This is a genomic window from Novosphingobium sp. PY1 (assembly GCF_017312445.1).
Classification (GTDB): Bacteria; Pseudomonadota; Alphaproteobacteria; order Sphingomonadales; family Sphingomonadaceae; genus Novosphingobium.
The window spans coordinates 159,347-173,986 of the sequence record NZ_BLTI01000003.1; the positions used below are offsets into that span (position 1 = coordinate 159,347).

General features: G+C 66.4%; 19 protein-coding genes. 17 read left to right on the forward strand and 2 right to left on the reverse strand.

Annotated elements, in window-relative coordinates; translation table 11 throughout:
• The 17 genes from J3474_RS03735 to J3474_RS03815 all read left to right on the forward strand — a co-directional run bounded on the left by J3474_RS03735 (position 1) and on the right by J3474_RS03815 (position 13,279).
• Entirely contained in the window at positions 1-1,161 is a 1,161-nt protein-coding gene (locus tag J3474_RS03735) for a phage portal protein (protein ID WP_207093133.1), read from the forward strand.
• On the forward strand, positions 1,161-1,469 hold the full coding sequence (locus J3474_RS03740; protein WP_207093134.1) for a DUF6127 family protein: 309 nt from the start codon (positions 1,161-1,163) through the stop codon (positions 1,467-1,469). The genes J3474_RS03735 and J3474_RS03740 overlap by 1 nt, the downstream gene beginning before the upstream one ends.
• Complete coding sequence (locus tag J3474_RS03745) at positions 1,466-1,864, forward strand: HK97 family phage prohead protease (RefSeq protein ID WP_207093135.1); 399 nt, start codon at positions 1,466-1,468, stop codon at positions 1,862-1,864. The genes J3474_RS03740 and J3474_RS03745 overlap by 4 nt, the downstream gene beginning before the upstream one ends.
• 57 nt (positions 1,865-1,921) lie before the next feature.
• The gene (locus J3474_RS03750) at positions 1,922-3,058 is read left to right on the forward strand and encodes a phage major capsid protein (protein WP_207093136.1); all 1,137 of its coding nucleotides are present in this window, start codon (positions 1,922-1,924) and stop codon (positions 3,056-3,058) included.
• A gap of 60 nt (positions 3,059-3,118) precedes the next feature.
• On the forward strand, positions 3,119-3,667 hold the full coding sequence (locus tag J3474_RS03755) for a phage head-tail connector protein (protein ID WP_207093137.1): 549 nt from the start codon (positions 3,119-3,121) through the stop codon (positions 3,665-3,667).
• Positions 3,664-3,846: a hypothetical protein gene (locus tag J3474_RS03760; RefSeq protein WP_207093138.1), complete on the forward strand. Its 183-nt coding sequence runs from the start codon at positions 3,664-3,666 to the stop codon at positions 3,844-3,846. The genes J3474_RS03755 and J3474_RS03760 overlap by 4 nt, the downstream gene beginning before the upstream one ends.
• A gap of 3 nt (positions 3,847-3,849) precedes the next feature.
• Positions 3,850-4,239, forward strand: a complete 390-nt coding sequence (locus J3474_RS03765; protein ID WP_013834424.1) for a DUF3168 domain-containing protein — start codon at positions 3,850-3,852, stop codon at positions 4,237-4,239.
• Positions 4,240-4,274: 35 nt separating this feature from the next.
• Entirely contained in the window at positions 4,275-4,682 is a 408-nt protein-coding gene (locus J3474_RS03770; protein WP_207093139.1) for a phage major tail protein, TP901-1 family, read from the forward strand.
• On the forward strand, positions 4,679-5,011 hold the full coding sequence (locus J3474_RS03775; protein WP_013834426.1) for a gene transfer agent family protein: 333 nt from the start codon (positions 4,679-4,681) through the stop codon (positions 5,009-5,011). The genes J3474_RS03770 and J3474_RS03775 overlap by 4 nt, the downstream gene beginning before the upstream one ends.
• Positions 5,008-5,202, forward strand: a complete 195-nt coding sequence (locus J3474_RS03780; protein WP_207093140.1) for a phage tail assembly chaperone — start codon at positions 5,008-5,010, stop codon at positions 5,200-5,202. Before J3474_RS03775 ends, J3474_RS03780 begins: the two co-directional genes overlap by 4 nt.
• Entirely contained in the window at positions 5,195-5,770 is a 576-nt protein-coding gene (locus J3474_RS03785; protein ID WP_207093141.1) for a tail tape measure protein, read from the forward strand. Before J3474_RS03780 ends, J3474_RS03785 begins: the two co-directional genes overlap by 8 nt.
• A gap of 66 nt (positions 5,771-5,836) precedes the next feature.
• Positions 5,837-8,167, forward strand: a complete 2,331-nt coding sequence (locus J3474_RS03790; RefSeq protein WP_207093142.1) for a DUF2460 domain-containing protein — start codon at positions 5,837-5,839, stop codon at positions 8,165-8,167.
• Positions 8,164-8,988 carry a DUF2163 domain-containing protein gene (locus J3474_RS03795; protein WP_207093143.1) on the forward strand — a complete coding sequence of 275 codons (825 nt, stop codon included), beginning with the start codon at positions 8,164-8,166 and terminating at the stop codon, positions 8,986-8,988. The genes J3474_RS03790 and J3474_RS03795 overlap by 4 nt, the downstream gene beginning before the upstream one ends.
• Positions 8,985-9,392 (forward strand): hypothetical protein, encoded by a 408-nt coding sequence (locus J3474_RS03800; protein ID WP_207093144.1) that lies wholly within the window; start codon positions 8,985-8,987, stop codon positions 9,390-9,392. The genes J3474_RS03795 and J3474_RS03800 overlap by 4 nt, the downstream gene beginning before the upstream one ends.
• A 9-nt stretch (positions 9,393-9,401) precedes the next feature.
• The gene (locus J3474_RS03805) at positions 9,402-11,597 is read left to right on the forward strand and encodes a phage tail protein (RefSeq protein ID WP_207093145.1); all 2,196 of its coding nucleotides are present in this window, start codon (positions 9,402-9,404) and stop codon (positions 11,595-11,597) included.
• 23 nt (positions 11,598-11,620) lie between these two features.
• Complete coding sequence (locus tag J3474_RS03810) at positions 11,621-12,079, forward strand: DUF2793 domain-containing protein (RefSeq protein WP_207093146.1); 459 nt, start codon at positions 11,621-11,623, stop codon at positions 12,077-12,079.
• A 192-nt stretch (positions 12,080-12,271) separates the two neighbouring features.
• Positions 12,272-13,279, forward strand: a complete 1,008-nt coding sequence (locus tag J3474_RS03815) for an OmpA family protein (protein WP_207093147.1) — start codon at positions 12,272-12,274, stop codon at positions 13,277-13,279.
• A gap of 162 nt (positions 13,280-13,441) precedes the next feature.
• Here J3474_RS03815 and queC read toward each other — a convergent pair whose 3' ends face one another.
• Both queC and J3474_RS03825 read right to left on the reverse strand, forming a co-directional pair.
• Complete coding sequence (gene queC / locus J3474_RS03820; protein WP_013834433.1) at positions 13,442-14,137, reverse strand: 7-cyano-7-deazaguanine synthase QueC; 696 nt, start codon at positions 14,135-14,137, stop codon at positions 13,442-13,444.
• A gap of 39 nt (positions 14,138-14,176) precedes the next feature.
• Entirely contained in the window at positions 14,177-14,578 is a 402-nt protein-coding gene (locus J3474_RS03825; RefSeq protein ID WP_013834434.1) for a hypothetical protein, read from the reverse strand.
• Positions 14,579-14,640 lie beyond the last annotated feature (62 nt).

Here is a 14,640-nt window from a genome sequence, read left to right on the forward strand (position 1 = left end):
ATGTCCTTCATCGATACGCTCGTCGCCGCCTTCAAGGGCGAGAGTGCCCGCGCGCCTCTGGCGCGAGGGCCAGCCTCGCCATGGTTCTTCGCCGATGGCGGCGGCGGGCGGACACCCTTCGAATACAACCGTGCCGTGCGCCAGGCCTATCTCGACAATCCGGTGGCCCAGCGCGCGGTCCGGCTGGTAGCGGAAGGGATCGCCGGCGCGCCCCTGCAGTCCGGCGATCCGGGGCTCATGGCCCTCGTCGCAGCGACAAGCGCCGGGCAATCCCTGCTAGAAACCATCGCCTCGCACCTGCTGCTGCATGGCAACGCCTATGTGCAGGTCATCAAGGATGGGCGCGGCCGCCCTGCCGAGCTATTCGCCCTGCGGCCCGAAAGGATGACGATCGTGGCCGGGGACGACGGCTGGCCGAGCGCATTCACGTATGCCGTCGCCGGGCGCCAGTTGACCATTCCCCTGCTCGACGAGGACGCATCGCCCAACCTCATCCACATCCGCCACTTCCATCCGGCGGACGACCACTACGGCGCCGGGTGCCTGACCGCCGCGAATGAGGCGATAGCCACCCACAACGCCGCCTCGCACTGGAACCGGCAATTGCTGGAGAACGCCGCGCGGCCCTCAGGCGCGCTCGTCTATGAAGCGGGTGACGGCAACGCGTTGACAGGCGACCAGTTCGAGCGTCTCCGCAGCGAACTGTCCTCAGCCTTTGCCGGATCGGGCAACGCAGGCCGCCCGATGCTCCTCGAAGGCGGGCTCAAGTGGCAGGCCATGGCGCTGAGCCCCGCCGACATGGACTTCGCCACGCTCAAGGCTGCTGCAGCGCGTGACATCGCGCTGGCCTTCGGAGTGCCGCCGATGCTGCTCGGCCTGCCGGGAGATTCGACTTACGCCAACTACCGGGAGGCCAACCGCGCGCTCTGGCGCCTGACCCTGCTGCCGCTTGCCGCCAAGCTGCTGGCGGCAATCGGCGAAGGCCTGGCCCCGTGGTTCCCCGATGCCACGCTCGCCGTCGATCTCGACCGGATTCCGGCGCTTGCCGAAGACCGTGAGCGGCTCTGGGCGCAAGTCGGCGCTGCCGAATTCCTCGCCGCTTCGGAAAAGCGCGCCCTGCTTGGCCTGCCCGAACGCCCCGATCATGCGGAGGACAAGTGATGACCAATAGCGACATGCTGACCGGCCTCGTCTCGCAGGCGGCGGACAAGGGCAACGACATCGTCACCTTGCGCGCCATCGTCGAGGAAGCGAGCGAGCTGGGCGCGAGCCGGATGCTCGAACGGATCGGCCTCGACGATGCCACCGCCCACGAGGACGTAAGCGAGTTGCGCGAACTGCTGCAGGCCTGGCGCGACGCCAAGGCCAGCGCCCAGACGGCGGCCATCGGCTGGATCGTGCGCGGACTGCTGGCCCTGCTGCTCCTTGGCATTGCAGTCCGCCTCGGCGCGACGGAGTTGCTGCGATGAACGGCCCGCGCTTTGCCGGCTACGCCGCCCTGTTCGACCGTCCTGACGCCGGCCGCGACACGATCCGAAGCGGCGCCTTCGCCCGCACCCTTGCCGAGCGGCGCGATCCCGTGCCGCTGTTCTGGCAGCACCGTCCGGACTTGCGCATCGGCTGGGTCGAATCTCTGGCCGAAGATGCGCGGGGCCTGCGCGTGATCGCTGCCTTGGACAATCCGCAGGGCGGGGCAGCCCTCTCCCTGCGGCGCGGGGCCGTCTCGGGACTATCGTTCGGCTACCGCGCCCGGGCCAGCCGCTCCGGTCGCAAAGGGCGCGAACTGCTCGACATCGACCTGTTCGAAGTCAGCCTCGTCACCCGCCCCATGCAGCACGGCGCGCGCGTTCACCTCGTCTGCTGAACCGTGCCCTTTTCCGGGCTGCACCCACTTTCCCCACCGACCGAAAGGCAATTGCTGATGGAAACCCCCGTGCCCACCGAAAACCTCGAAGCCTCGTTCGATCTCGTCGCCCGGCAGGATGCGACGGAGGCCGCCGTGGCCGAGATCCGCACCGACGTCGCGGACGTAAAGTCCCGCCTCGAGCGCGTCAGCCGCGCCGCCGCACGCCCGATGATCGCCGGCAGCGCCCCCGCCAGCCCTGAAGTGAAGGGTTTCGTCGAGGGCTACCTGCGCCACGGCCGGGAGACCGAGCTCAAGTCGATCTCCGGCGCCGTCGCAGCCGATGGCGGCTATGCCGTGCCGCAGGAAATCGACGCGCTGATCGCCTCGCGCCTCACCGCGATCAGCCCGATCCGCGCAATCGCCCAGGTCGTGCAGACCGGCAGCGCGGGCTACCGCAAGCTGGTAACGACCGGCGGCACTGCCTCCGGCTGGGTCAGCGAGACCGCCGCGCGCCCGCAGACCGACACGCCCAGCTTCGCCGAAATCGCCCCGCCGACCGGGGAACTCTATGCCAATCCGGCAGCAAGCCAGACGATGCTCGACGACGCGGTCTTCGACCTCCAGTCCTGGCTGGCCGACGAGATCGCCACCGAGTTCGCCCGGGCCGAGGGCGCGGCTTTCGTCGGCGGTGACGGGGTCAACCAGCCGATGGGCTTTCTCTCCGCCCCAACCAGCACCGCCGCCGACGCCGCGCGCACTTTCGGGACGCTGCAGCACCTCGTCTCGGGCGATGCCGGGGGCTTCGATACTGCGCCCGATCTCAAGCTGATCGACCTTGTCCATGCGCTCAAGGCCGGGCACCGGCAGGGGGCGAGCTGGGTGATGAACTCGGCGACGCTGGCCGAAGTGCGCAAGCTCAAGACCAGCGACGGCGCCTTCGTCTGGCAGCCGGGCCTCGTCGAAGGCCAGCCCGATCGCCTGCTGGGCTATCCGGTCATCGAGGCGGAGGACATGCCCGACATCGCTGCAGGGCAGTGCCCGATCGCCTTCGGCAACTTCCGCGCCGGCTACCTGATCGCCGAACGCAGCGCGACCGCCATCCTGCGCGATCCCTACACCAACAAGCCCTTCGTCCACTTCTACGCCACCAAGCGCATCGGCGGACAGGTGCTCGACAGCGACGCGATCAAGCTCCTCAAGATCGCGGCCTGATCGAACGGTCGTCCCGGCCTGCGCCGGGACGACACCCTTCCCCTATCGATGGAGACACCGATGAACCGGGTCATCCTTTCGCCGGCCACGCTGCCGAGTTCGGTGCTCGCCGAAATCAAGCAATGGCTCGGCATTACCACCACGCAGGACGATGGGGCACTGCAGGCCCTGCTGGAAACCGCGCTCGGCCTGTTCGAGTCCTTCACCGGGCAAAGGCCGCTCGAGTCCGAATGCGAGGAAATACTGGACGCCGCTTCGGGGTGGCTCACTCTCGCCACGCGCCCGGTACACGCGATCACAGCGCTTTATGCCGTAAGGTCCGATGGCACCCGTGCGCAGCTTGCGGCAGACCGTTACGACATCGATCTCGATGCCGACGGGACAGGGCGCGTCCGCCTGCTGACGAACGTGCCGGACAGGCGCATTGCGGTGCGCTTTGCCGCCGGCCTCGCGGCGGAATGGGACGATCTGCCCCCACCCCTGCGGCACGGCGTGATACGCCTCGCCGCGCACCAGCACCGGGAGCGGGAAACGAAGGGGGCGGCCCCGCTGCCGCCCGCCTCCGTCGCCGCGCTCTGGCGACCATGGCGAAGTCTGCGCCTGGCATGACCGGCCGCTTCATTGCAGCCGAAGCGGGCGCGGCTCTCGACGCGCTCGTCTCGCGGCTGACCGCAGCAGCATCGAGGCTCGGCAAGGCCCGCGCCCGCTCCCGCGATCTTTCCCGCCGCAACGACGAGACCCGCTGGCGCCGCGCCGAACTGGTCTGGCCCCTGTTCCCGAAAGGATAACCCATGGAAGTGCCCTTGCGCGCTGCCCTGCTCGACTGGCTGGCCGCCGATGCCGCTCTGGCAGAACAGTTGAACGCCATCGTCGAAGAAGCCCCCCTGCGCACCAGCCTGCCCTGGCTCGCGATTGCCGCCAGCGCCAGCATCGACTGGAGCACCAAGACCGCTTCGGGCCGCGAGGTACGCGTGGCGCTGGAACTGCATTGCCGCGGCGACCGGCCCGATGCCGCGGCCACGCTCGTCACCGCCATCGAGGCGCGGATCGAGGCCATGCCGCGCGAACAGTCAGGGTTCTCGATCGTCTCGGCCCGGTTCCTGCGCGCCCGCGCCGAGCAACGCACCGAGAGCAGGCGAGCGATCCTGCTCGAATACAGGTTCCGCCTGCTCTCGCAGTAATCCCCCAGCCCCTCCCCTTTTCAAGGAGTACGCAGATGTCCGCACAGAAAGGCAGCGCCTTCCTTCTCAAGATCTCCGACGGAGGCGATCCGGCCGCGTTCCAGACCGTGGCCGGCCTTCGCACCACGCAGATGTCCGTCACCGGCGAAACCGTGGTCGTCACCAACAAGGACAGCGGTGGCTGGCGCGAGCTGCTTTCCGGCGCGGGCGTCCGTACCGTGTCGGTCAGCGCGGCAGGAATCTTCCTTGGCAGCGCCGCCGAAGCGCAGATCCGCGCCAACGCCATGAACGGCACGCTCGACAGCTACGAACTGAGCTTCGAGGACGGTGAGAAACTGCGCGGCAGCTTCCTCGTCCAGCGGCTCGACTATGCCGGCGATTTCAACGGCGAGCGCAATTACACGCTCCAGCTCGAAAGCTCGGGCGAGGTTTCGGCGGCATGAGGCAGGCTCAGGCAGACCGCGCGCCGCCAAATCCGCTAAGGGGTGAAGCGGCTTTGGATATCGACGGCAGCGCGCATGTCTTGCGCCCGACTTTCAGCGCCCTGGTCGCCGCCGAGGAAGAACTGGGCCCGCTCTTCGCGCTCGTCGAACGGGCGGGAGCCGGAGAGCTGCGTCTGTCCGAACTGGCGGCGCTGTTCTGGCACTGCCTGGCCGACCGGCAGTCGCTATCCCGGGAGGCTATCGGCGAGGCCATCGCCCGTTGCGGCCTGGCCGCGTGTGCCGGACCGCTGCGCGCACTGCTCTCCCAGATCCTCAAGGGCAGCGGATGAGCCCTGCATTCGGCGAGCATGCGCTGGCCCTGTTCGCAGTGGCCGCGCGCCACCTGGGCTGGCGACCGGACGAATTCTGGTCCGCCACGCCCTGCGAACTGGCCGCCGCCCTGCCTGCGCCCATCCACCCTGCCGCAGCCGGCATCGACCGCGCGGCGCTGCAAAGGCTGATGGAAAACGATCATGGATGACGAAATCGAAAGCCTGCTGGTCGACGTGCGGGCCAGCACAGAAGGCTTTAGCCGCGACATCGCGGCGATGCGCGCCAGTGTCGAAACCGACCTGGTTTCCGGCTTCACGAAAGCAGGCGATGCACTGGAACGCAGCCTTTCCGGGGCCATTCGCAGCGGCAGCATGGGCTTCGACGATCTCAAGCGCGTGGCCAGCGAAGCGCTGGGCGCCATAGCTGCGCAGGCGGCGCAAGGCCTGACCTCGGCACTTGGGATCGGTGCTGGCGCTTCGGGCGGACCAGTCGACTTCGGGAGCATTCTCGGCTCGGCGCTCGGGCTGCCCGGCCGGGCTACCGGCGGCAATGTTTCGCCCGGGCGGGGCTACCTCGTCGGCGAGCGGGGGCCGGAACTTTTCGTGCCGACTTCAGCGGGACGCGTCGAAACCGGATCGGCCGGCCAACCGGCGGGGCGCGACGTACGCGTGTCCATCAACCTCGTCGCCCCGCGCGGATCGAGCGCGCCCCAATCGCTCCACCGCTCCGGCCGGCAGGTCGCCAGCGCGGTGCGGCGCGCGCTTTCCCGAAGCTGACTGCCTTCCTCCCCGGAAATTCGCCGGGGCAGCAAGCAGGTATTTCACCCAATCCGGAGAACCCCGATGGCATTCTGGCTCGCATCGCAGCGCCAAGGACAGGCGAGCGACTGGATCCAGCGCTTCGACGCGCGCTTCTGGACCGTCAACTTCCCCCGCCCGATGGTCGCCACCGTGATCTCGATCGCCGCCGACGCGCTGCGCGTCGATGCGTCGTTCCTGCGCAAGGCGGATCTCGGCGGCCTGATCTGGGCCAGCGAGGACACGCTCGACCACCCACTGCTCGCCTATCGCACCGACCGCAACTACGCACATACCTCGCTCCGTTTCCGCTGGCGTTCGGGCGGTGTGTTGCCGCTCGATGCCGTCTACGGCCCGACGCTGACCATCGAGGGCCGCGACGAGAGCGGGGCGGCGCGCACCTGGTACGTCCACCTGTGGAACTATGCCGAAGGCAGCGGCGAGGACGCGCAGATCGACCTGCGCTTTTCCGACCTAGAAAGCGGGTTTTCCCTGCCGGGCGAACGCATCTGGCCGGGTGACATCGACCGCATGTTCATCTCCTTCGCGCCGCCTGGTTACGACGGCAGCGCCGATCCCCTGCCAGCCGAAGCCGAAGGCTGGATCGAGATCAGCGAAATCGCGGTCGACGGTTCGCGCGCGATGCTGGAAATCGGTGACGTCATGATGCCGCCGCATGGCCTTGCCCTGGCCACCGGGTTCGACGACCAGGGCGTCCAGACTCCGGCGCGCCTCCTGCGCAATGTGCGACAACTGGGCTATCGTGGCTCGGTCGTGCTCTACCTCGGGATGAGCCACTATTTCCGCCTCGCCGCCAAAGACGGAAGCTACCTGACCGGCAGCAGCGCAGATCCGCTCAACACCCCGACCCGCAACTGGCACCGCACATTCTTTGCCGAGTGCCTGCGCCTGGGTTTCAGCCCGATGGCTTCGCTTTCCTACGAACTGCTCGACCAGCACTGCCCCGAAGGCTGGAAACAACGCGACCATCTCGGCCAGCCGGCGCTGACCGGCTGGGCGCCGCCATCGACCGTGCTCTCGCCTGCCAACGACGCGGCGATGGCCTGGCTCCAGTCGGTCGCGGACGAGTTCGCCCTGCTCATGGCCGAAGCGGGCGCGCCGGTGCGCTTCCAGGTGGGCGAGCCGTGGTGGTGGACTTTTGCCGATGGCCGCATCTGCCTCTACGACGAAGCCGCCGTCGCGGCCCTTGGCGGGGCACCGCCCGCGATCCCCGACATGCGCGCCGCATTGGACGATGCACAGAAGGCCCTGCTCGACGCAGCAGGCGCGCTGCTTGCGCAATCGACGGCGGACGTGATCGCTGCCGTGCGCGGCGCGGTTGCGCCCGAGCCGGTGGAAGCGCTTGCCCTCGTCTTCACGCCCACCCTGCTCGATCCGGAGATGCCCGAGTTGAAGCGCGCCAACCTGCCTCTCGGCTGGGCGGCCCCGGCCTTCGACCGACTTCAGGTGGAAGATTACGACTGGCTGACCGCGGGCGCCGATGCGCCGCGCCGCCGGGCCTATGAAGAAGTCAACGCCCGCCTCGGCTATCCGCCCGAAGAGCAGGACTATCTGGCCGGCTTCGTCCTTTACCGGACTCAGGCCGATCAGTGGCGCCTGATCGATGCCGGAATCGACGAAGCCACATTGCGCGCGCCGCACGAAATCGTCGTCTGGGCCCTGCCGCAGATCGCGCGCGACGGCTTCGTCCGCCTCCCCTCCATCGCCAGCCAAGGAAGCGCCATGCAAGCCTTCGACGACGTACCCTATCCGCTGCGTCTCGGGCGCGACGCCAGTGTTTCGCCCGAGTTCTCGACTGCCGTTTCCGTCACCGCGTCCGGGTTCGAGCGGCGCAACAGCCTGTGGTCGGATGCCCGCCTGCGTTTCGATGTCGGGCCGGGCATTCGCTCCGAGCAGGAGCTGGGCCAGCTCATCGCCTTCTTCCGCGCCCGGCGCGGTCCGGCACGCGGCTTTCGCCTGCGCGATCCCAGCGATTACAGCTCCAACGCCATGACCGGGACGCCGACTGCGCTCGACCAGTCCATCGGCATCGGCGACGGCACGCGGACCGCTTTCGCGCTGGTCAAGCGCTACGGCGAGGGCGAAGAGGCACAAGTCCGCAGGATCACGCGACCCGATTTCGCGACCATCCTGATCAGCGTCGATGGCGCGGTGCAGGCCGGGACCTGGTCGTTGGTCGGCGGCGGGACGATCCTCTTCGACGATCCCCCGGCGGCGGGGAGCGTGGTTCGGGCAGGCTTTCTCTTCGACGTGCCAGTCCGCTTCGCCGAGGACCGCCTCGACATTTCAGGAGCAGCCTTCGCGGCCGGGGAAGCGCCCAGCGTTCCCGTGATCGAAATCCGGGAGGCGGCATGACCCGGACCTGGTTTGCACAGGATCTCGAGACGGTTGCGACCTTCTGGCGGATCCTGCGCCGCGACGGCGTGACCTTTGGCTTCACCACCCATGACCGCGACTTGTGGTTCGACGGCGTGCTGCACGGCGCATCGCCGGGAATGGTCCCCTCCTCGATCCGCAAGCGCGCCGACCTCGATCCGGACAGCGTAGAAGTTCAAGGCATGCTCAGCGACGATGCGATCACCGGAGCCGACCTTGCCTCCGGGCGCTTCGACGGTTCGCGTGTGCTTATCGGCCTGATCGATTGGGAGACCCTGGAAAGAATGACGCTCTATTCCGGAACGCTGGGTGAAGTAACGCAGGAGGGCGAAGACTTCTCCGCGTCGCTTGCCTCGCGCAAGGCGGAACTGCAGCGCGATCCGATCCCCCGCACCAGCCCCACATGCCGCGCGGCGTTTTGCGGGCCGGGATGCAACCTCAATCCGCAAAGGTTCACCCGGGAAGTCAAGCTACTCGCCATCGACGCGCAGGCGAACGCGGCCACTTTCGAGACGGACGTCGATGCCGCGCTCTATGTTGGCGGCGAACTGCGCTGGGTCGACGGCCCCCGGGCCGGGATCGCGATGACGATCATGTCGGCAGACCCGGCGGGCGGCCTCGTGCTCGATGCGCCACTGGACGAAGCGACCCCGCCCGGCAGCGCAGCGGTGCTGCGGGAAGGCTGCGACCGCACGCTGGAAACATGCGCGGCCCGCTTCGGCAATGCCGTCAACTTCCGCGGCGAGCCGTTCCTGCCCGGCAACGACATGCTCACGCGCTATCCCTCCCCCATACAATGACCGGCGATGAACTGGCGCGTGCCGCTCTGGAACTGGTCGGCACGCACTGGAAACTGCATGGGCGCGATCCTCGCCACGGCCTGGATTGCGTCGGCGTCCTCGCAGTCGCTGCGGCATCTTGCGGTCAACGGGGCCCGCTTCCCAACGGCTACTCCCTGCGAGCGCGCAGGATACCCGGCCTTGACGGCATCGCACGGCAGCTCTCGCTTCGACCGGCAGGCGGGTCCTGCCTGCCCGGTGACGTCCTGCTGCTGAGGCCCGGTCCCTGCCAGCATCATCTGGCCATAGCCATCGGCCCGGACCGCTTCGTCCACGCCCACGGCGGTCTGCGCAAGGTCGTCTGCGGCGCATTGCCCGAAGGCTGGGCGACACTCGGGCATTGGCGCCCAAATTCTTGCGACTGAGGACATGATATGGCGACGCTAATATTCAGCACTGTCGGCACGGCATTTGGCGGCCCGATCGGCGGAATGATCGGCAGCCTCGTCGGCCAGGGCGTCGACACCGCGATCTTCGGTTCCGATCGCCGCGAAGGACCGAGACTGCAGGAACTGCAGGTCACGGCCTCGACATACGGTCAGCCGCTCCCGCGCCATTTCGGCGCCATGCGGGTGGCCGGTTCGATCATCTGGGCCACCGACCTCATCGAACACAGCGAGACACAGGGCGGCGGCAAGGGGGCCCCCGCCGTCACGACATACAGCTATACCGCCAATCTGGCCGTGGCCCTCGCCAGTCGCCCGATCCTGGGCATCGGGCGCATCTGGGCGGATGGCAAGCTGCTTCGCGGCGCCGAGGGCGATCTGAAAGTCGGTGGCACCATGCGGCTGTATACCGGTGAGGGCGACCAGCCGCCTGATCCGCTCATCGCCGCCAGCGAAGGCGCTTCGCTTTGCCCGGCCTATCGCGGCCTCGCTTACGTAGTGTTCGAAGACCTCGATCTTTCCGAATATTACAATCGTCTTCCCGCCATGACCTTCGAGGTCCTTGCCGACGAGAGTTTCAATCTTCAGGACGTGGTCGGTGAACTGGTCGATGCCATCGACGCGCAGGTCCCGCTCGACGGCATTACCGGCTACACCGCTGACGGTCCGGTGGCGCAAAGCATCGAGACGTTCGATCTCGTGATCCCGCTGAGCGTCTCGGGAAACGGCGAAGCCCTTGCGATCAGTCATGAGAGCCGCGGGGAAAGCCCGGTGCCGTTGCCGGCCGCCGCGATCTCTGTCGAGGATGGCGATTTCGGAGGGCCTCTGGGCTTTGCCCGCCATCGCCTGCCGGCATCGCAGCATCCGGTGCGATGCCTGCGCTATTTCGATGCGGCGCGGGACTACCTGCCTGGAATACAGTACGCGTCCGGCTCGCCTCCGCCGGGGCAACCGCGCAGCATCGAACTTCCAGCAGCACTGGATGCGGAAAAGGCGCGGACCCTGATCGAGAGAGCCTCGCGCCGGATCGACTGGACACGCGAACGCATGGCCTGGCGCTCCTGCGAACTCGATCCTGCCATCGTGCCGGGATCGACCGTTTCGGTACCCGGCGTGGCGGGGGCATGGCGCGTGGCCGAATGGGAATGGCGTGCAAGCGGCGTCGAACTCTCGCTGGAGCGCCTGCCACCGCCAGGTGCGATCGGCACCCCCGGTCTGAAGGCCGACAGTGGCCGCGCGAACTTGCCCGCGGACCTCCCGACGGCATCGACGGAATTGGTCGCTTTCGAACTCCCGCTGGGCACGGCGAACGGCAATGCGGACACACCCCATGCCTTTGCGGCCGTATCGGCGGGTTCGTCGAACTGGAGCGGGGCTGCGCTTTATGCCGACAGGGGCGATGGCGAGATGCTGCCGCTCGGTCCCAGTGGACGGACGCGCAGCACGATCGGGACGGCCGCCACGAGACTGGAACCTGGGCACCCTCTGCTGTTCGATCGGGAGCGCAGCGTAGAAGTCACTCTCGTCGATCCGGCAATGTCCCTCAGTCCCGCCTCGCTCCGGCAGATGGCACAAGGTGCGAATCTGGCCCTGCTCGGCGAGGAAATCGTCCAATTCGCCAAGGCCCTGCCGCTTGGAGAAGGCCGATGGGAATTGAGCGGATTCCTGCGAGGGCGGGGCGGAACCGAAAGGGCCATGGCCGATCATGCGGTCGGCGAAAGATTCGTCCTGCTCGATTCCCGACTTGTCGCGCTCGACGCCTCGACGCTCGGCGCAAGCGATAGTCGGCAGGTTCTCGCCATCGGCCGCGGCGACAGCGAACCGGCCCCAGCCTCGATTCTGCTCGCCGGCATCACGCTGCGGCCTCTTGCACCGGTTCATCCGCGCCACGCGATCCGAAGCGATGGGAGCCTGCATCTCGCGTGGACACGCCGCGCGCGCGGCGCATGGCCCTGGCAGGACGGCGTCGATGTCCCGCTAGTCGAGGAAGCCGAGCGTTATCTCGTCACCCTCGGCCCCCTCGATGCTCCAGCCGCGAGCTGGCACACCCAGACGCCAGAACTCGCGATCGCGCCCAACGTGCTGGCGCAGCTGTCCGCCGCCTACCCGGCGCAACCGCTCCACGTTCGCCAGCAAGGCACGCATGCCCTGTCCGCGCCGCTGCTTCTGCGCCCTGTTTCCTGATCCGTGATGCAAAGGACCTCCAGATGAGCGATCCCGTTATATTCGAAAGCAACAGCCCGCGTTTGGCCCTGCCCCTGCTGTATTCCGGACAGGCCGGGAAAGAGATCCTCGTCAACGAGGCCTTTGCGCGGATCGATGCTGCCGTGCACTGCACAATTCTAGGGGAAAACCCAGAGCCGCCCGAAAATCCTGCCGAAGGAGACAGCTGGCTGGTCAGCGCCGATTCCCAAGGCGAATGGGCAGGCCACGAACACGAGATTGCCTCAAGGCAGGGAGGTAACTGGATCTTTCTCCAACCGCCCGACGGCATGCGGATCTTTGATCGGTCCAGCGGGCAGGAACGGCTATTTTTCGGTTTCTGGAGAAAAGGTTCCCTTGTTGAGGAACCAGTTGGAGGTTCGATCGTTGATGTGGAGGCTCGGGCCTCGATCAATGAGATAATCGCGGTCCTGCAAGCCTTGGGTATCTCTCCCTCGGCGTAACCGGAAACGATGAACAGGGGTTCAGCAGGTGATTTTCAACGCTCAGTACAGCGTCGTCGCACAGCGCCAACCCCCCGAAAACGCGACATTTCTGCAACAGTCGCCGTCATTGTGCGCTTGCACCCGGTTTGTTGAAGGGTTAGACACTCCACCCACTCGGTGGCTCCAAATCTCTATCAGTAGGGGAAACGTATGAGGAAACTCGTCATTGGACTGGCGCTGGCTTCTACAGCTATCGCCACGCCCGCGTTCGCGCGCGACGACAGCTGGTATCTGGAACTCGACTTCGGCGGCATGATCGTCGAAGACGCTGACTTCGATATTGATGGCGTCAACAACGCTGCAACTCTTGACACGCACACCGGTTATGACGGCGGTGCAGCAATCGGTTACGATTTCGGTGGCTTCCGCCTCGAAACCGAAGCCAGCTATCGTCGTGCAGAAAACGACACAGTGAGCGACATTGACCTGGGTACGTTCAGCGACCGCGGTCACAGCTCGATGCTCTCGTTCATGGTCAATGGCCTGCTCGACTTCGGCCCCGATGACGGCATCCAGGGCTTCGTCGGCGGTGGCGTCGGCGTCGGTCGCGTCGACTATCGCTTCGAAGGCGTCGGCAGCGACTCCGACACCGGCTTCGCCTGGCAGGCACTCGCAGGTGTTCGCGCTCCGATCACCAAGCATTGGGACGCAGGCCTCAAGTACCGCTTCATGAACGTCGACAACGTCGATGTGGTTCTGGGCGGTAGCGATGCCAGCACCCGCTGGCGCTCGCACTCGCTGATGGCGACCCTGGGCTACAACTTCGGTGGCGAAGAAGCGGCTCCGCCGCCCCCGCCGCCGGTGGTCTGCAACAAGGGCCCGTACATCGTGTTCTTCGACTGGGACAAGTCGGACATCACGCCGGAAGCCGCGACCATTCTCGACAGCGCTGTCAGTGCCTATGGCAACTGCGACAACGTGCCGATCATGCTCGCCGGTTACACCGACCGTTCGGGTACCGTGAAGTACAACATGGGCCTCTCCGAGCGTCGTAACGCTTCGGTCCGTTCGTACCTCACCAGCCACGGCATCCCCGACGGTGCGATCTCGAGCGAAGCGTTCGGTGAAGCCAACCCGCGCGTTCCCACCGCAGACGGTGTGCGCGAGCTGCAGAACCGCCGCGTCGAGATCACTTACGGTCCGGGCTCGGGCATGTAAGCGAACCGGCAACGGTGACAAGATCGGGGGGACGGAGCAATCCGTCCCCCTTTTCTTTTGCCCCAAACAGGCCACCGCTTTGCCTACCGGTCACGCACACATGAAACGGGCGTGACCTTGCGATCACGCCCGTTGGTTCATTACCGCTGACTGTTGACGGCTTTACGCCGCGTAGTCGGTATTATCCACCAGGCCCGCCTGCTCGAAGCCCGCTTTGCGCAGGCGGCAGCTATCGCACAGGCCACATGCCCGGCCATCAGGCTGCGGATCGTAGCAGGACCAGCTCATCCCGGCATCGAGGCCAAGCCGATGTGCCTCGCTCGCGATTTCCGCCTTGCTCATGTACTGCAACGGCGCATGGATGGTGAAAGCGTTGCCCTGCGCACCCACCTTGGTCGCGAGGGTAGCGATATTTTCGAAGGCCGCTATGAATTCCGGCCGGCAGTCGGGATATCCCGAATAATCGAGCGCATTCACGCCAATGTAGATGTCCTTGGCGCCGACCGTCTCGGCCCAGGCCAGCGTCAGCGACAGGAAGACGAGATTGCGCGCGGGAACATATGTCACCGGGATATCCGGGCCGACGCCGTCCTTGGGTACATCGATATCGTCGGTCAACGCCGACCCGCCGAATCGGCGCAAATCCAACGGCAAGACGACATGGCGCTCCGCACGAAGTTCCTCCGCAATCCTGCGCGCCGCATCAATCTCGCGGCGATGCCGCTGGTTGTAGTCAATGGTCAGCGCATTGACGGCGAAACCGGCCTCCTTGGCCAGACCGGCCGAGACCATGGAATCGAGCCCACCGGAAAGCAGGACAACGGCTTGCCGGGGCTGGTTGGAAGAATGATCCTGCATGGCGCCCGCGCTAGGCCTGCATTACCGCGTTGACAACCTTCAGCTGCGGCAATTGCCAATACGCCGCGCCTCGGCCGCGTAGACGAAGGGCCTGCCATTCACGATACCCTGGGTGTCGATCTGGACGAGGCTGTCGGTCTCACGCCGGATATGCGTACGACCGTAGCCTTGCCCACGACAGGTATACTGAACCGTCACCTCATTGGGCGTGTCCTCGACGACCACGGAACTGCAATTCAGCCCCGGATGGCGCAATTGGATCAATTTGCGACCACTATCGAGGCAAATGTTGCTTTGCCCGGCACCGTCCCTCTGGCGCAGCTCCCAGTCGCCGCTCTCGAGATGATCGAGCATCGACAGGGAGTTTCGCTCCCCGTAAGCCGGCAGGGCCACGGCAAGCGAGGCACCACCAAACAGCATTGCCAACGCAAGTTTGCTCATCTTTCCAGTCGTCATCCTTGAGGCATGACTACAAGAGTCTTCGCCAATTCAGTCATTCCGTG

Excerpts from the sequence above, each read along its gene's own strand:
- J3474_RS03735 (WP_207093133.1), top strand. The coding sequence starts at position 1 with ATGTCCTTCATCGATACGCTCGTCGCCGCCTTCAAGGGCGAGAGTGCC.
- J3474_RS03740 (WP_207093134.1), top strand. The coding sequence starts at position 1,161 with ATGACCAATAGCGACATGCTGACCGGCCTCGTCTCGCAGGCGGCGGAC.
- J3474_RS03745 (WP_207093135.1), top strand. The coding sequence starts at position 1,466 with ATGAACGGCCCGCGCTTTGCCGGCTACGCCGCCCTGTTCGACCGTCCT.
- J3474_RS03750 (WP_207093136.1), top strand. The coding sequence starts at position 1,922 with ATGGAAACCCCCGTGCCCACCGAAAACCTCGAAGCCTCGTTCGATCTC.
- J3474_RS03755 (WP_207093137.1), top strand. The coding sequence starts at position 3,119 with ATGAACCGGGTCATCCTTTCGCCGGCCACGCTGCCGAGTTCGGTGCTC.
- J3474_RS03760 (WP_207093138.1), top strand. The coding sequence starts at position 3,664 with ATGACCGGCCGCTTCATTGCAGCCGAAGCGGGCGCGGCTCTCGACGCG.
- J3474_RS03765 (WP_013834424.1), top strand. The coding sequence starts at position 3,850 with ATGGAAGTGCCCTTGCGCGCTGCCCTGCTCGACTGGCTGGCCGCCGAT.
- J3474_RS03770 (WP_207093139.1), top strand. The coding sequence starts at position 4,275 with ATGTCCGCACAGAAAGGCAGCGCCTTCCTTCTCAAGATCTCCGACGGA.
- J3474_RS03775 (WP_013834426.1), top strand. The coding sequence starts at position 4,679 with ATGAGGCAGGCTCAGGCAGACCGCGCGCCGCCAAATCCGCTAAGGGGT.
- J3474_RS03780 (WP_207093140.1), top strand. The coding sequence starts at position 5,008 with ATGAGCCCTGCATTCGGCGAGCATGCGCTGGCCCTGTTCGCAGTGGCC.
- J3474_RS03785 (WP_207093141.1), top strand. The coding sequence starts at position 5,195 with ATGGATGACGAAATCGAAAGCCTGCTGGTCGACGTGCGGGCCAGCACA.
- J3474_RS03790 (WP_207093142.1), top strand. The coding sequence starts at position 5,837 with ATGGCATTCTGGCTCGCATCGCAGCGCCAAGGACAGGCGAGCGACTGG.
- J3474_RS03795 (WP_207093143.1), top strand. The coding sequence starts at position 8,164 with ATGACCCGGACCTGGTTTGCACAGGATCTCGAGACGGTTGCGACCTTC.
- J3474_RS03800 (WP_207093144.1), top strand. The coding sequence starts at position 8,985 with ATGACCGGCGATGAACTGGCGCGTGCCGCTCTGGAACTGGTCGGCACG.
- J3474_RS03805 (WP_207093145.1), top strand. The coding sequence starts at position 9,402 with ATGGCGACGCTAATATTCAGCACTGTCGGCACGGCATTTGGCGGCCCG.
- J3474_RS03810 (WP_207093146.1), top strand. The coding sequence starts at position 11,621 with ATGAGCGATCCCGTTATATTCGAAAGCAACAGCCCGCGTTTGGCCCTG.
- J3474_RS03815 (WP_207093147.1), top strand. The coding sequence starts at position 12,272 with ATGAGGAAACTCGTCATTGGACTGGCGCTGGCTTCTACAGCTATCGCC.
- queC (WP_013834433.1), bottom strand. The coding sequence starts at position 14,137 with ATGCAGGATCATTCTTCCAACCAGCCCCGGCAAGCCGTTGTCCTGCTT.
- J3474_RS03825 (WP_013834434.1), bottom strand. The coding sequence starts at position 14,578 with ATGAGCAAACTTGCGTTGGCAATGCTGTTTGGTGGTGCCTCGCTTGCC.